Origin of the sequence: Robbsia betulipollinis, assembly GCF_026624755.1 — a bacterium.
In the GTDB taxonomy this organism is placed as follows: Bacteria; Pseudomonadota; Gammaproteobacteria; order Burkholderiales; family Burkholderiaceae; genus Robbsia; species Robbsia betulipollinis.
In genome coordinates this window covers 2,523,400-2,538,072 of sequence record NZ_JAPMXC010000001.1, presented here as the reverse complement: position 1 = coordinate 2,538,072, position 14,673 = coordinate 2,523,400, and the positions used below count along the sequence as shown (strand labels likewise).

General features: G+C 65.4%; 13 protein-coding genes. 6 read left to right on the top strand and 7 right to left on the bottom strand.

From position 1 onward, the window contains the following. Positions 1-38: 38 nt before the first annotated feature. Entirely contained in the window at positions 39-212 is a 174-nt protein-coding gene (locus OVY01_RS11105) for a hypothetical protein (protein WP_267847488.1), read from the bottom strand. Positions 213-518: 306 nt separating this feature from the next. Here OVY01_RS11105 and OVY01_RS11100 point away from each other — a divergent pair, with 306 nt between their 5' ends. The 3 genes from OVY01_RS11100 to OVY01_RS11090 all read left to right on the top strand — a co-directional run bounded on the left by OVY01_RS11100 (position 519) and on the right by OVY01_RS11090 (position 3,056). Beyond that, positions 519-1,382 (top strand): response regulator transcription factor, encoded by an 864-nt coding sequence (locus OVY01_RS11100; protein ID WP_267847487.1) that lies wholly within the window; start codon positions 519-521, stop codon positions 1,380-1,382. A 126-nt stretch (positions 1,383-1,508) separates the two neighbouring features. Further along, positions 1,509-2,174 carry an energy-coupling factor ABC transporter permease gene (locus tag OVY01_RS11095; protein ID WP_267847486.1) on the top strand — a complete coding sequence of 222 codons (666 nt, stop codon included), beginning with the start codon at positions 1,509-1,511 and terminating at the stop codon, positions 2,172-2,174. Between the two features lie 240 nt (positions 2,175-2,414). Beyond that, positions 2,415-3,056, top strand: coding sequence for a BspC domain-containing protein (locus OVY01_RS11090; RefSeq protein ID WP_267847485.1), 642 nt, complete (start codon positions 2,415-2,417; stop codon positions 3,054-3,056). 3 nt (positions 3,057-3,059) lie between these two features. On the opposite strand, the gene OVY01_RS11085 is transcribed toward OVY01_RS11090, so the two are convergent. Next, positions 3,060-4,253: a M14 family metallopeptidase gene (locus OVY01_RS11085; RefSeq protein WP_267847484.1), complete on the bottom strand. Its 1,194-nt coding sequence runs from the start codon at positions 4,251-4,253 to the stop codon at positions 3,060-3,062. A gap of 48 nt (positions 4,254-4,301) precedes the next feature. Beyond that, complete coding sequence (gene yaaA / locus OVY01_RS11080) at positions 4,302-5,084, bottom strand: peroxide stress protein YaaA (protein ID WP_267847483.1); 783 nt, start codon at positions 5,082-5,084, stop codon at positions 4,302-4,304. Between the two features lie 106 nt (positions 5,085-5,190). On the opposite strand from yaaA, the gene OVY01_RS11075 reads away from it, so the two are divergent. The 3 genes from OVY01_RS11075 to OVY01_RS11065 all read left to right on the top strand — a co-directional run bounded on the left by OVY01_RS11075 (position 5,191) and on the right by OVY01_RS11065 (position 11,652). Continuing rightward, positions 5,191-5,799: a putative toxin-antitoxin system toxin component, PIN family gene (locus OVY01_RS11075; protein WP_432422233.1), complete on the top strand. Its 609-nt coding sequence runs from the start codon at positions 5,191-5,193 to the stop codon at positions 5,797-5,799. A 48-nt stretch (positions 5,800-5,847) separates the two neighbouring features. Then, positions 5,848-7,020, top strand: coding sequence for a pyridoxal phosphate-dependent aminotransferase (locus tag OVY01_RS11070; protein WP_267847482.1), 1,173 nt, complete (start codon positions 5,848-5,850; stop codon positions 7,018-7,020). Positions 7,021-7,188: 168 nt separating this feature from the next. After that, a complete protein-coding gene (locus OVY01_RS11065) occupies positions 7,189-11,652 on the top strand; it encodes a hypothetical protein (protein ID WP_267847481.1) in 4,464 nt (1,487 codons plus the stop codon). A 140-nt stretch (positions 11,653-11,792) separates the two neighbouring features. Here OVY01_RS11065 and OVY01_RS11060 read toward each other — a convergent pair whose 3' ends face one another. From OVY01_RS11060 to nuoN, 4 genes are read right to left on the bottom strand one after another with little or no spacing between them, the layout of a single operon-like run. After that, the gene (locus OVY01_RS11060; RefSeq protein WP_267847480.1) at positions 11,793-12,251 is read right to left on the bottom strand and encodes a DUF1178 family protein; all 459 of its coding nucleotides are present in this window, start codon (positions 12,249-12,251) and stop codon (positions 11,793-11,795) included. 1 nt (position 12,252) lies between these two features. Further along, positions 12,253-12,846 (bottom strand): NUDIX domain-containing protein, encoded by a 594-nt coding sequence (locus OVY01_RS11055; protein ID WP_267847479.1) that lies wholly within the window; start codon positions 12,844-12,846, stop codon positions 12,253-12,255. Positions 12,847-12,883: 37 nt separating this feature from the next. Next, complete coding sequence (locus tag OVY01_RS11050; protein WP_267847478.1) at positions 12,884-13,180, bottom strand: DUF2818 family protein; 297 nt, start codon at positions 13,178-13,180, stop codon at positions 12,884-12,886. Positions 13,181-13,183: 3 nt separating this feature from the next. Further along, positions 13,184-14,656 (bottom strand): NADH-quinone oxidoreductase subunit NuoN, encoded by a 1,473-nt coding sequence (gene nuoN / locus OVY01_RS11045; protein ID WP_267847477.1) that lies wholly within the window; start codon positions 14,654-14,656, stop codon positions 13,184-13,186. Positions 14,657-14,673 lie beyond the last annotated feature (17 nt).

The window sequence follows — 14,673 nt, the reverse complement described above, 5'->3', positions numbered from 1 at the left end:
AAGCTCCTCTGGACGAATGGCTGGATACGGTAATCGAATCAGGCCAGCATACAACATGCCCGCGCCGCGCGCAGTGCATGCCGCGGCGCGGGCGGGCGTCGGATCGCGACATTGGCCCCCTGTTCGTCGGGACACGAGATATCGGTCGCCAGCAGTCCGTCCTCGTTCGGGATCGACCAGCGCGCCTCGCTCTCCCATAGGTCAATGCCCACCCCGCCGACCGGTTCGCGCTGCCGCCGGCCTAAGCCGCGCCTTAGTGCGCCGTGACGACACCGGACATTCGCACGGGGCCGCCTGAGTGTCTGCTGTCCGATGCCGGCGCCCCGTACCTAGGACGCCATGCCAAAACGCCTATCTCTTTTGGTGAGGACGCGGGAAACCGCCGAATTTGCAATGATTCATCTCCTCGGGTTGCGGGTCCGGCGTCACCTCGCCGGCCCGGAAACCCGGACCTGACGTCGCGGGAGTGAGTCATGAAGTTTCTCGTCATTAGCAAGCAATCCGAACGAAGAGAAGAAATGAAGTCCTTGCTGCGCCAGCTCGACCGGCGCGCGCTGACGCAGGAAGCGCACGACTGGCGGCAGGCCGATCACGCGCTGCGGCGCGAGCCGCGCGATCTGGTAGTGGCCGATCTTGCCGAGAGCGACGGTCAGGGCAGCGAGCGGGAAGCGGCCGCGGCGCTGTGGTCGCGCCATCCCGACATCGTCCTCGCGGCGATCTGCGACGAACTCGAAGCGGCGATGGCGGTCGATCTGCTGCATGCGGGCCTGCGCGCCGTGATCCCCCGGGAACTGGACTGGCGCTCGATGATCCGTGCGCTCGAACTGGTGCTGCTGGGCGGCCACTACGTTCCCGCGCGGGCGCTGCATCTGGGTGCGGCGCGCCCGCCCGCGTCGGCCACGCGGCTCCACGCTGCCGAGCACACGCTGCCTTACAGGCGCCGGCTGATCGACGCCACGGGCCTGTCGCCGCGCCAGCAACAGATCATGCGCCTGGTGCACATGGGCAGCACCAACAAGGGCATCGCACGCGCCCTGGGCATCAGCGAAGGCACCGTCAAGATCCACCTCGCGACGGTGTTCAAGATGCTGGGCGCCACCAATCGGGCCGCGGCGGTCGCGATCTACAATGGCTGGCTGTTCGACCAGGCGCGCGGACTGCGCACATCGATCGTCACCGCGCCCGACGCAGGAGCGGTCGTGGGGCAGACGGCGCATTCCGCTCCCGCGGCCAACGCCGGCGAATGGCTCGCCGCCGAACCCTGCGCGGCCTTTCCCGTCGCCGCCGCGCCGCCCGCGCCCTTTTTGACCACCGGTTCCGTCACCGAAACGGAGTATCCTCTGGAAGAGTCCGACGCCAAGTCCCCCGGGACCGAGCGATGACGGCTTGGCGCCGCGCGATATGCGTCATCCGGCCAACGGGGCGCGCTGGAACGCGCTGGGGCGAATTCGCAACGACGTCGGTACTGGCCGCTATCCCGGGCCCGCACCAGCGAGTAAGATCGACTCATGGGATTTCTCTATTCACCTCTGCCGCTCTGGGTCGCCATCGCCGGATGGGCGGTCGCGCTCTGCGCGCTCGCCATCGCGGTGCGCGGTCGGCCTTTCGTCAAGCTGAGCACCGATGCCCTGCAGCATCTCTGGCTGTCCACCGTCGTGACGCTCGCGGTGCTCTGGGCCTTCGACATCTGGGTCCAGGACGGCGCGGTACTCCACCTGCTGGGCGCCACCTTGATGGTCACGCTTTTCGGCTGGGCGCTCGCCTTGGTCGGCAGCTGCGTGGTGGTCGCCCTGGTGGCGCTGATACTGGGTTCGCCCTGGCAGGGAATCGGTCTGACGATGCTCGCGCTGGGGGTGCTGCCGGTGCTGATCTCGGCCGGCGTCCAGCATGTGCTGGCCGCACGCCTGCCAAGCAAGCGCGCGGCCTTCGTCCTCGGACATGGCGCGGCGACCTCGATCCTCGCGGTACTGGTCGCGATGGGTGCGGTCGTGCTCGGTCATGCGCTCGTCGGCGACGTTTCCTGGCCATCGGTTTCCGGGGCCTTCCTGAGCGCGACCGCGGTGCTGATGGTCGGCGAATGTCTGTTTACGGGCGTGATGACCGCGCTCATCGCGGTCTACAAACCCGCCTGGATGAAAACCTTCGACCAGCGGCTCAATCGCGTCGACCGGTAAGGAAAGCCTCGTCTCCCCCCGTCTTTCCCCGTCACGCATCGTCACGTATCGTTACGCATCGTCACGCCAGGGACCTTCTATAATTCCCTGCGTCCCCGATGTTCCCCGCAGCCGGGTACCGCCCCATCCCGTCACGCCGATGCTTGTCGTCGGGCGTGAATGTGAAATAGTTTGAACTCCGCCCGACCGGACGCCTCTTATTCGCTTCGCCTCTCATCCGCTTACCCCCAACGCAGCAAGATGCCTCTATCGATTTCCGCCCCTTTCCTCTGCGCTTTCCTCCGCCGGATCGTCTCGCCCTCCCACCGATGGCTCACCGGCCTCACCCTGACGTTCGGCCTCGTATGCGCCGCGCCGGCGTTCGCCGATCAGGCGGACTCGCACGACGCGCTGGTCGAGCAGCTGGTGCAGCAACAGCACGCGTCGCCCCTGGTCGCCGATTGCGCCGCGCATGCGGCCTATGTCGTGCCGACTTCGCCGGTGTACGATCACGTGGCATTCCTGAACACGGCCTTCGACGCCCAGCACGCCACCGTCGAACCCTGGAATCAGCCTTTCGACAATCACAAGCAGCGCATCACCGTGGACACGCTCGTCTCGGTCAGCGGCCTCGGTTACCGCAAGAGCACGAGCGACGGACGTCAGCCGGATCTTTTGACGTTCCGCTGTGGTTATGTCGCCGACAAGCTGCTGGCCTTCGGCTACAACGAACCGGAATCGACCGCCGACGTGCCGCTGGCACCACCGCCCGGGCGCCATGCGAGCGCACGGCGCGGCGGCGGCAGCCGGCATCACGCGACAAGGCCGGGTCGACGTGCCACGGCGGGCGCCGGTTCGTCACGCGGCGCGGCCACCCACAAGAAACGGCACGGCAGGAACTGACGCTCAGGCGGTCTCACGCCCGTGCGTCGCGCACAGGTGCTGGTAGATCGCCTGACACATCGCCGCGCCCAGTGCCGCGCTGCGCGCGCCATTCCAGCCGGTCCGCGGCTCGGGCTGGTCGGCATTGTCCTTGAACGGCATCTCGAGCGTCAGGGACAGGCAGCCGTAATGGTGCGCGATGTATTTCGACGCCAGCGTCAGCGCGTCTTCCTGATACCGGTCGTTCGAGTAACCGTGCACGTCCTGGAACTCGGGACTCGCGGCCTTGAACAAGGCGATGAAACGGTCCTGCGTCTGCCGCTGCGCCGCCGTGAAATCGGGCAGCATCTCGCTGCCCGCCACGAAGTTGTAGGGCAGCACCTCGTCGCCGTGGATGTCGAAGAACAGGTCGACGCCACTCGCGGCGATCGCCGCCCGCACCGCCACCACCTCGGGGCTGCGCGTGGCATCGGGCGCCATCCATTCGCGATTCAGGTTCGCGCCGGCCGCGTTGGTGCGCAGATTGCCCAGCGCCGAGCCGTCGGGGTTCATGTTCGGCACCAGACGGATTTCCGCGCGTTCGCGCAGCAGTCGTCCGATCGGGTCGCCGGCCCACTCGCCCAGGCCCGCCAGCCGACGCGCCATGCCCTCGACGAACCATTCGGCCATGGTTTCGCCCGGATGCTGCCGGGCGATGATCCAGATCCGCGCCTTCGCCGGTGCGGCCGTCCGCGTCGCGGACGCGGCGGCGGCGGCCGTACCGAAGGTCAGCACCGTCATCGGCCGGCCCTCGCAACTGCGGCCGATGTCGCTCGCCACCGCCTTGCCGCTGGCCTGCATCTCGCCCACCAGCGCCTGCCGGCGGGCTTCGCCATAGGGTTCGAAGTACGCGTAGTAGACGACATCGTGCGCGGCGGTATGGTGCATCACCAGCGCCTGTCCGTCGTAGTGCGTCGTCTCCACCCGGAACCAGTCGCGCGTGTCGTAACTAGCGGCCACGGTATAGCCTTCCCAGCCGCCCGGATAGGCACTCTGGCCGGCGTTTTCGAACGTATAGCGCGCCGCGACGTCCCGCACGCCGCTGACGCGAAAATGGAACCACTGCGCGAAATCCGCGGCGGAATCTCCCCGGATGCGCAAACGCACATCGTCGGGGTGCGTCGCGTCGACGACGTCGATCGCGCCGCTGTCGAAGCGGGAAGTGATGTGTAGGGACATGATGACTCGCGGGTGAGCGCCTTGCGCCTGCGGCAAGGCAGAGGGGAATCAGGCCTGGCGCCGGCGGAACACCCACCGGTTCGCATCGGATGCCGCCGCGGCGAACGCATAGCCTTCTGCGGCGAACGCCTTCAGACCCTCGGCACGGTCGAGCCGCGCCGTGGTGGCATAACGTGCCATCAGGCCGCGGGCACGTTTCGCGTGGAAGCTGATGATCTTGTAGCGGTCTGCCTTCCAATCCTCGAAGACCGGCGTGACGACGGGGGCACGCAGTTCGCCGCGCGTCACGGACTTGAAATATTCTTCGGATGCGAGATTGATCAGCACACGCTCGCCTGCGCGGGGATGTTCGTCGAACGCCTGGTTCAGGGCGTCGGCGATGCGCGGCCCCCAGAACGCGTACAGGTCGCGCCCGCGGTCGTTGGCGAAACGCGATCCCATCTCCAGCCGGTAGGGCTGGATCAGATCGAGCGGGCGCAGCAGCCCGTACAGGCCGGAGAGGATTCGCAGATGTCGCTGCGCATAATCCAGGTCTGGGCCACCTAGCGAGGCGGCGTCCAGCCCGGCATACACGTCGCCATCGAAGGCCAGTACCGATTGTTTCGCGTTGCGTGCGTCGAAAGGGGTGTGCCAGTTCGCGAAACGGTCGAAATTCAGATGGGCGAGCGGGTCGGAGATGCGCATCAGGCTCGCGATCTGGGCCGGCGACAAACGCCGCAATGCCGCGATCAACTGCGTCGAATCGTCGAGCAGGTCGGGCAGGGTATGTTTGCTGGTATGCGGCGGCGTGTCGAAGTCGAGTGACTTGGCGGGCGACAGAACGATTATCATGACGGCTCGGCGACAAAAAGAGATGATTGTAACCGCCCCTTCGACCGAACCACGCCCGGATCCCATGCTCGCGCCCGACCTCCCTTCCGCCGCTCCCGCCGCTCCCCTGCCCGGCTCGCCCGCCGCGCCTTCCGGGGCCAACCCGGTCATCGACACCGCGGCCGCCAGTGCATCGACAACCGCATCGACAACCGCATCGGCGCTGCTCACGGTACTCGATTCCAATGTCTGGATCGACATTCTGGTGTTCGACGACCCCGACAGCCGCCCGATCCGCACAGCGCTGGAGACGGGTACGCTCGCCGCGGTGATCGACCCGGCCTGCCTGTACGAGCTCGACCGCGTGCTCGACTATCCGCAATTCGCGCGTTTCGCGCTCGACAAGGCCGCGGCACTGGCGACAACGCTGCGTCTGGCGTGCCTGCTCGACGCGGCCCCGCCCGCCCCGCCCATCGATGGCGGCATGGCGGGTGCCGCCGCCGCGATGCCCCTGCCGTCCACACCGCCCTTGCCGCGTTGCAGCGATCGCGACGACCAGAAATTCCTGGAACTCGCCGCGCGCAGCGGCGCGCGGTGGCTGGTCACGAAAGACAAGGCCTTGCTGAAGCTCGCGCGCCGCTTCACCCGCGATTTCGCCTGCCGCATCGACCGGCCGGGCGATTTCGTCGCCGCCGCACTGTCGCCGCCGGAAGCGCGTCCCGGTCAGCCGGATTAGAATACCGACCTGCCGCCGCCCCCTTCGCCGCCCCACGCTCCCACCACGATGAACCAAGCCGCACAGAGTCTGCATACCCCGTCATTCCCCTCGCGCCTGCCGAAAGTCGGCACGACCATTTTTTCGGTCATGTCGGCGCTGGCGACGGAGAAAAACGCCATCAACCTGGGCCAGGGCTTTCCCGATTTCGCGTGCGATCCCAAGCTCGTCGACGCGGTGGCGCAGGCCATGCGCGACGGCCACAACCAGTATCCGCCGATGGCCGGAGCGGCGTTGCTGCGTGAAGCCATCGCCGACAAGGTGCGCGCCATCTACGGGCGCACCTATCATCCGGTGAATGAAATTACCGTGACCGCCGGTGCCACCGAGGCCTTGCTCTCGGCCATCCTGTGCGCGGTCGGCGCGGGCGACGAGGTCATCGTCATCGAGCCCAGCTACGACAGCTATCTGCCGACGATCGAGCTGGCGGGCGGCGTGCCGGTCCTGGTGTCCCTGGCCGCGCCCGACTACGCGATCCCCTTCGAGGCGCTGGCGGCGGCGGTGACGCCGCGCACGCGCATGATCATCATCAACACCCCGCACAATCCCACCGGGCGGATCTGGCAGCCGGAAGACATCGAACGGCTCGCCGACATCGTACGCGACACGAACATCGTCGTGCTGTCCGACGAGGTCTACGAGCATATGGTCTTCGACGGTCGCGCGCATGCCAGCGTCGCGCGTCATCCGGAACTGGCGGCACGCAGCTTCGTCGTCTCGAGCTTCGGCAAGACGCATCACGTGACCGGCTGGAAGGTGGGTTATGTGCTGGCCCCGGCGGCCCTGACGATCGAGTTCCGCAAGGTGCACCAGTTCAACGTATTCACGGTCAATACGCCGATGCAGATCGGCATCGCGAACTACATGCGCGACCCCGCGACCTACCACGGTCTGCCCGCATTTTATCAGCGCAAGCGCGACCTCTTCCGGGCGGGGCTCGTGCGCACGCGTTTCGCGCCGCTGCCCTGCGAGGGCACATTCTTCCAGTGCGTCGACTACTCCGCGATCAGCGATCTCCCCGAGGCCGAATTCTGCCGCTGGCTGATCAACGAAGCCGGCGTCGCGGCCATTCCCCTGTCCGCCTTCTACCGGGATGGACGCGACTCCGGCGTGATCCGCTTCTGCTTCGCGAAAAGCGAAACGACCCTGCAGGCGGCATTGGAAAAGCTGATGGGCGTTTGATGGGCGTTCGACGCCGCACCGCCCGGCGAAAGTGGAAAAACGCCAGTCGCGTCCCGCGGAAAAACGGCGAAGCGTGGCAACCGGCCAAGCGCGCGGCCCACCAAAACGGAGCGTTGATGAAAGCGATCGCGAAACGGCGGTCACGACGCCAGCCGGGGGACACCGCCTATGCGAGATCTTGCCATTCACGCCTGCATCGCGCCGCAGGAAAGCCGCGAACGGACGAAAAACCATGACATTGCCCTGATCGGCCTGTCCAGGCTGATCAATCGATGCTGTCACGAATCGCTGCGGGAATGGCTGACGCTACGCTGTTTCCTCGATGCGCGTGGATCTTCCCGCCCCTGTGCCGCTTTGCTGCCGCACGGCGCCATCACACGGTATCTCGAACGTCATCTGCGCGACCGGCACGGACGCAGCCTCCTGGCGGAGCGGCAGGCGTTCGAACGGCGCTACCTCATCGCGCAACTCATCGCGGCGCTCACCGAACCCGTGGACGGCACGCCCTCTCTTGCGACGCGCATCGACCAACGCGTGCGCGAGACATGGTCGCACACGGCCCCGGAAGACGGTTGTCCCGCCCACGCTGCGCAAAAAAGGCTCGATCGGGCGCTACGCACGCTCACGCAGGCATTCATGCGCTTCGATGCCGATTCGCCCGCACCCGCGCGACATGCCGACGCCGGCAGGGATGTCTTCCTCGCGGTCTTGCGCGACCCGCGCAGTCCGCGAGAGATATTCGACGGCCTGCATGCGGAGCTGAGCCGGGCGGACGGCGTCGTTTGCGCCGACGCGGCGCAGCCGCTCGACATCGTTTCGAAAATTCAGGCAGGTGATATGCGTTTGCTGCGTGCCACCGCATGCGCCGTCCCGGCCCATCTCGAAGTCCGCTTTCCCACGCAACCCTCACCCACCACGCTGCGTCTTGTCCTGCCGCGGCGCATCGCGCGTTGTCTGCCCGGCGTGCGCAATCCGCTTTCCCCGCTCGAAAGAAACGCCCTGAAGGCGCATCTGGTGCATCTGCCGGCCTGCCGCGAGGTCCTGAACGACGACCGTCGGCGTCTTCGGCTGTATCGGTCCGCCGCCGCCCGTTACGCAACGCCGCCGGCGCCGCGGCGCGGCACGCATCGGCGTGCCGCTTCCTGGCGGGGCGCGCTACTGCGCGGCATGCTGATTCTTGGCAACTGGCGCGGCGGCGGTGGCGACGCAGGCACGCTCGCGCGTCATTCACCGTCCGAACTCCCCGCGGTGGGCGAGGCACCCGTGCCCGCACCCGATACGGCTTGGATACATGACGACCCCACCGCTCCCTGGACGATGCCCGCCTGGGCCGAGTGGTCACAATCCGCACGCCTGCGCCAGGAGGCGTCGCCCGAGCCGCATTCCGCAAACGCTGCCGAGCCCCCTCCCCTCTTCACGACGCTGGCCCCGGATGCGACGGGCACGGGGCGCGCGCAAGCCATGGCAGATGCGGCGCGCGAAACGAATGAGACGCGCACGGCGAACGATGGCATCACCCTGATATGGCGACACTCGCCTGTCGCGGACCGCCGTCGCATCGTCGATGGCGCGCGGCAGTTCGCGCTCTATGCCGTGGCCGCGAACGAATCCGCGCGCGTGCGTGACGACGACGCGCTGCGCCGGGTCAACCAGGACGGCTGGTATGCGTATAGCAATATTCCCGTGATCTTCCTGACCTGCGACAAAATGCTGAACGAGGACCATGTGCTCGACGGCGACATGTTTCATGCCTTGCTCGGCGAAATCGGACGCGCAGCGGTGCACGAACGTCCCTCGCATTTGCTGTGTTTCGAAAACGACAGGAATGGCTCTCTGTCATGGCGGGTCGACAGGCTCTCCCCGACCCGTGTCGATGTCGTGGCGCTTCCCAGCCAGGCGAACGATATTCCCGACGCGGCCCACAGGACCGATCCGGATCGCGAGCAGAACCACCGGCGCGTTCTGAAACAGATCCTGTCGACGCTGGCGGAAATGAACGATCCGCCCTTCGATCCGGACGCCCTGCTTTTCGCCATGTTCGAGATCAAGCATCGGTTCGACACGAATATCACGCATTACGCCGATACCCCCGCAGGCGACGTCCGCTCCAGCATGCGACATGCGGCGCTATCGCGACTCATCGATATCAACCGGCGCGAGTTTCCCCAACGTTTTCCCCGCGTGGCAGACATCGCCACGCCGGGCGCGCTCAAATTCGTCGACTTTTTGCTCGGCATGCTCGATCCCACCCTGTTGGCCGCGCCCGCGACCCTTCCCTATGGCGGCACAGAGATCTTCCAGGCACGCTTCGGTCATCACTTCTCCAACCAAAGCGACGCGCTGGCGATGAACGCCGAGAATTGGGAGGCGATCGTCGCGCGCGGAGAATACTATGTAAAAGGCTGGTGCGTGCTGACGCGAGATGCGGAATACCTCGCGGTGATGCACGCGGAGAATGCCCATCTCACCCGCCATTTACGGACGCTTTTCGCCAATGAAATCGCGCGCGGGGCCTGGCAGTTCGATCTGTTCCGCACGGGTGGCCCCTTGTCCCGGCGCGCCATCGCCACGCAACTCCTCACCGACGCGGGAATTCCGGCAGACCATCCGGTTCGACTACGCAAGCTCGTCACGCTGGGCGAGGCGCAAACCGCGCATTCCCTGCTGCGCAAGATCGATGGCGGCACATTAACCGATCTCTACCTCACGGTCGACAACGGTCTGGCGCATTTACGCGACGCGGAACCCGCTTATGCCGGCCTGCTGCCGGACAGGGCGCTCCAGCGCCTGCCGTCGCGGCGCGCCGTGATCGCGCTTTTCAACAAAGCATACGAAGAGAAGATGGAATTCATCTGGCGCTCCTCACGCAGCGTCATCGCCATGGGCTTCAACGCCCTGCAGCCCGAGATCAGGCATGACTTCGCGAGCGCGGTGCGCCTCCGGCTGCATATCTATCGACCATTCGTCATCGAGCCGTCTTTGATGTCGCAATACATCCCGCCGCTGGAGGTCGACACGCACCTTTATCGGCGCGGTCTGTTCGGCCATGCGAAAGCCGCGATCATCGAAACGGTCGCAGCGTCCGGAGCGTCACGCTTCTACCTGTTCGATCTCGCGCTGTATACCATCGGCAACCGTACCGAAATGCTGACGTTCCTTCCGGAGATCATCGATGCCGGTGACGCGGGAAGATATATGCAGTCGTTGCCGGACGAATTTTTTTTCGAGAAATTTCCCAGCATCTATGAAGAGCCGGTCTACTACAAGAACGACGTCGAACCCCATCTTCAATTCGAATGCGACGGGCTCGAAGCGGTATGGGAAAGCTGGATCAATTTTCGCGGCAGTCATCGAAACTGGCAGAAAAAAGCCCTGCTCGAACAGAGCGGCATCGAAAAGATGCAGGACGATCCCATCGCGCTTTACCTGCCCTTGCTGCCTTTCTATACCTGCGACTCCGTGCTGCATGCCCGCGCCCTGACCCTGTCGGCGGTGCTGGACGGGATTTTTTGTCTGATCGAACTGTCCGCCCTGCGCCACGTCGCGACACCGGTCAGAACCTGGATCGCGCACAGCGCGGGCGTCCAGTTCGTCGAGAACCGGCTCGCCTGGTACAACACTTTGGCCATGTTTTTGCCGGTCAACTCGGAAACCGTCGCCCGGCATGTCGCGCTTCTGCGCGATGCGCGCACGTCCATAGATAACCTCCGTCGCCAGCGCTCCAGCCGGGATCTCGCCCATGCGTTCCGAAAGATCAGCCACGTGCCTTTCCTCGACGCGACTTCGACGACCTATCGCTTGTACCAGGCGACGCAAATCGCGCTGGAACTGCAAAAGCTTGCCGCCCCTTTGTTGACCGACACTCGCGAAAGTCCGGTGCAGCGCATCCTGCGCTGGCGCGACCGCAACGTGCTTTGGGGACGAGATCCGAGCCGGGCGTATCTCGTGGAGCAACAGGCGCAACGCGGGCGGACCACGATCGTCGGCAAGCTGCGTCACGCGGAGGAAGAAACCTTCTCCGGTCAGCTGCGCGAAGCGACCTGCACGCCGGGCGTATGCGTTCCCACCTGCATTTTCGACTCCCTCGCGAGTCTGACCACCCAGCGGCGCATGCGCACGTTCGTGCGATTGCTCGATGGCGATTCACCCGGACACATCGCGCGCCGGGCGGCGCGCCAAGGGCTGGTCTTCGCGCCAACCCTGGTCGGCGAACTGCGGTGGCTGGCAGCCGATATCGGGCCCTTGCGCGAACAATTCGCGGCATTGTGCGCATCGGACTTCGCGCCGCGGGCCCACCGGCGCGAGATATTGAATCAGGCGCTCCTCCATCCGCACGCCAACAACACCGAATCGGCCGGGCTGCGCGCGTTGCCGGGTTATCCGGAACTCGCCGAACAACTCTACGCGCTGAATTTTTTCTTCGAATCGCTGTTGCACCAGCAAACCGCGATTCTCGATGCCCTGACCCTGGAAGACGGAAAAGCCGAAGGACGCGATGCCGCGCAGGCAATGCCGGTCAACCCTAAGAATGGCGTATGCACACGCCCCGGCGAGGACAACGAAATCCGCACCTGCATGCTACCCATCACCTATTGCGCCGCGCAGACCAGCGTCGCCGCCGATGACGGTTAGGGGCATGAGATGTTCGCTCGCCGGTAACGCGACAGCCTGCGAGGGGGCGCTTCGCCGGCATCGCACATGCGGCACGGGGTCACTGCGCTCGCGGGCGATACGCTGCTTTCCGGCATTCGGCAGTTCGCCCTGCGAACGTCCTACTGCAGGGATCCTTTCGCGGCCACGGGCATCGGCAATGCGACGATGTCGATCCCTTCGTCGGCAAGCTCCGCTGCCTCCCGCGGGCTCGTTACGCCCCGGATCGCACGCGCCGGTGCTTCCTGGTAATGAATGCGGCGCGCTTCCTCAGCAAACGCCTGTCCGACGTCCTCCGTCTGACGCACCATCTCACGCACCATTCCTAGCCACTGCGCCTGCAGACGGGGGACCGTGGCGGCCTGCTGCGGTACCGTCACGGCCGGCGGCGATGCAGGGCCCCGTGTCCGGGCGGTCCCGAGATTCAAATGCGGCACGGACGGCAGGCGTGCGATCCTCGTGTCGCCGCAGACCGGACAGGCGATCAGATCACGTGCGAGTTGATCGTCGAACGCAGCGCTCGAGGCGAACCAGCCCTCGAAACGGTGGTCATGCGCGCAGCGCAGATCGAAGACCTTCATCTCAGATGCCGGCCCATTGTCCGGACAGGAATTTTTCCAGCCAGAACGCGCCGATGATGGTCTTCACGTCGGTGATCTCACCGCGCCGCACGGCGGCCATGAGGTCCTCGGGCCGCACGATTTCCAGATCGAGGAACTCGCCTTCGTCGAGGCGCCGCTCGCCCGCGCTCAAGCCGCGCGCGAGATAGAGTTCGATGAATTCGGTCGAGTAGGAAATGACCGGATGCACGCGTGTCAGATGGACAAGCTCGCGAGCGCTGTATCCCGTTTCCTCGCGCAGTTCGCGATGCGCGCAGACCTGGGGGTCTTCGCCGGCGTCCAGCTTGCCGGCAGGAAATTCGGTCATCACCCGGCCCATCGGATAGCGATACTGCCGCTCGACCAGGACGCGACCGTCGTCGAACAGGGGAATGACCATGACCGCGCCCGGATGCACGATGAATTCGCGCGTTGCGGACTTGCCGTCCGGCAGACGCACGGTATCGTGCTTGACCGTCAGAAAATGCCCGTCGTAGGCGGTGCGACTATCCAGCGTCGTCTCGATCAGGCCGGCGTCCGGGTCGGCCGGTGCGTCAAAGCGGGGTTCGGTCGTCATCGGGTGGGCTTGGGGGATGGGTGCGTGATGTGATGCGTCAAGTGCGGTACTTGACCAGATAGCGGGCGGTGAAACCGGGAAACGCGAAGACCACGAACAGGCTGAAGGTCACCGCGTAGAACTGCCAGCCCTGGGGAAAGACATTGCCGGCGCGGGCTTCGAGCAGATACCCGAACGCGCCCACGATGAAATACGCAACCACCAGTTCGCCGATGCGCATCCAGGCCGTCTTGCGGCGCCCGAGTGGAATCAGCGCGAACACCCGCTGGTTCGCGAAGGGCAGATTCGCGAACAGCACCGCGAACAAAACGATGAACCACCCTGCTACGGACATCCGTCAACCTCCATAAGCGCGGCGCATCGCATGCAGACACAGGGTCAGCAGCGGCCCCGGCACGACGCCGAGTACCAGGATCGCGAGGCCATTGACCGTCAGGACGGAACGGGCGACCGGATTGGGCTCGACCGGCGTTTCATCCAGCGGCACGTCGAAATACATCAATTTGACGATGCGCAGGTAGTAGAAGGCGCCCACCAGCGACGCGATCACCGCCAGCACCGCCAGCCAGATGAAGCCGGCGTTGACCACCGTGCTCAACACCGAGAGTTTCGCATAGAAACCCGCGGTCGGCGGAATCCCCGCCAGCGAGAACATCAGCACCAGCATGATGAAGGCGGTCCAGGGGCTGCGCTGGTTGAGCCCTTTCAGGTCCTCGAGCTGATCGGCCTCGACGCCCTGCCGCGAGATGATCAGGATCACGCCGAACGCGGCCAGCGTGGTCAGCAGATAGACGACGCTGTAGAACATCGCCGAGCCGTACGCGCTCGCGGCATTGTCCGCATTGCCGTTGAACACCCCGCCGATCAGCCCGAGCAGCACGAAACCCTGGTTCGATATCGCCGAATACGCCAGCAGGCGTTTGATGTTCGTCTGCACCAGACCCATTACGTTGCCGATGATCAGCGACAGCGCCGAGACGATCACCAGCATCTGCTGCCAGTCCACCGCCAGCGGCAGCATGCCGTCGACGAGAAAACGGAAACCGAACGCGAACGCCGCCATTTTCGGACCGGCGCCGATGAGCAGCGTCATCGCCGTCGGCGAGCCCTGATACACGTCCGGGACCCACATGTGGAACGGTGCGGTGCCCAGCTTGAAGGTCACGCCCACCACCACGAAGACGATGCCGAACAGCAGCACGGTGTTGTTCACGCGGCCGGACGCCAGCACCCGGTAGATCTCGCCAAGGTCCAGGGAGCCGGTCGCGCCGTAGGTCATCGAGATGCCGTACAGCATGAAGCCCGACGCCAGCGCGCCCAGCACGTAGTACTTCATCGCCGCTTCGCTCGACGTCGCGTCGTCGCGGCGCAGCGCGATCAGCGCGTACAGCGACAGCGACATCATTTCCAGGCCCAGGTACAGCGTCAGCATGTTGCTGCCGCTGATCATCACCAGTTGCCCGAGGAGCGAGAACATCCCGAGCATGTAGAGATCGCCGCCGAAAAGCCCGCGCAGCGCCACGTAACGCCGCGAATAGATCAGCGTGATGGCGAAGCCCAGGCAGACGAAAGCCTTCAGCGTGCTGGCCATCGGGTCGACCACATACATGTTGTCGAAGAAATGCATCGTCGCCGGCGACGTCGCCAGCACCGCGTACCAGGCGGCCGCGACGAGCGACGACACCAGGGCGATGGCATAGGTTATCCGCCGCCCGCCCACCCCGCCGAACGCATCGTTGATGACGGTCAGGATCGCGGCCACGAGCAACAGCAGCTCCGGTAGCAGGACACTCATATTCGCATTTTGCATAGCTTCTCTTCTTTCCT

Bases quoted from the DNA above. Each gene is read 5' to 3' on its own strand.
- OVY01_RS11100 (WP_267847487.1), top strand. From the start codon at position 519: ATGAAGTCCTTGCTGCGCCAGCTCGACCGGCGCGCGCTGACGCAGGAA.
- OVY01_RS11095 (WP_267847486.1), top strand. From the start codon at position 1,509: ATGGGATTTCTCTATTCACCTCTGCCGCTCTGGGTCGCCATCGCCGGA.
- OVY01_RS11090 (WP_267847485.1), top strand. From the start codon at position 2,415: ATGCCTCTATCGATTTCCGCCCCTTTCCTCTGCGCTTTCCTCCGCCGG.
- OVY01_RS11085 (WP_267847484.1), bottom strand. From the start codon at position 4,253: ATGTCCCTACACATCACTTCCCGCTTCGACAGCGGCGCGATCGACGTC.
- yaaA (WP_267847483.1), bottom strand. From the start codon at position 5,084: ATGATAATCGTTCTGTCGCCCGCCAAGTCACTCGACTTCGACACGCCG.
- OVY01_RS11070 (WP_267847482.1), top strand. From the start codon at position 5,848: ATGAACCAAGCCGCACAGAGTCTGCATACCCCGTCATTCCCCTCGCGC.
- OVY01_RS11065 (WP_267847481.1), top strand. From the start codon at position 7,189: ATGCGAGATCTTGCCATTCACGCCTGCATCGCGCCGCAGGAAAGCCGC.
- OVY01_RS11060 (WP_267847480.1), bottom strand. From the start codon at position 12,251: ATGAAGGTCTTCGATCTGCGCTGCGCGCATGACCACCGTTTCGAGGGC.
- OVY01_RS11055 (WP_267847479.1), bottom strand. From the start codon at position 12,846: ATGACGACCGAACCCCGCTTTGACGCACCGGCCGACCCGGACGCCGGC.
- OVY01_RS11050 (WP_267847478.1), bottom strand. From the start codon at position 13,180: ATGTCCGTAGCAGGGTGGTTCATCGTTTTGTTCGCGGTGCTGTTCGCG.
- nuoN (WP_267847477.1), bottom strand. From the start codon at position 14,656: ATGCAAAATGCGAATATGAGTGTCCTGCTACCGGAGCTGCTGTTGCTC.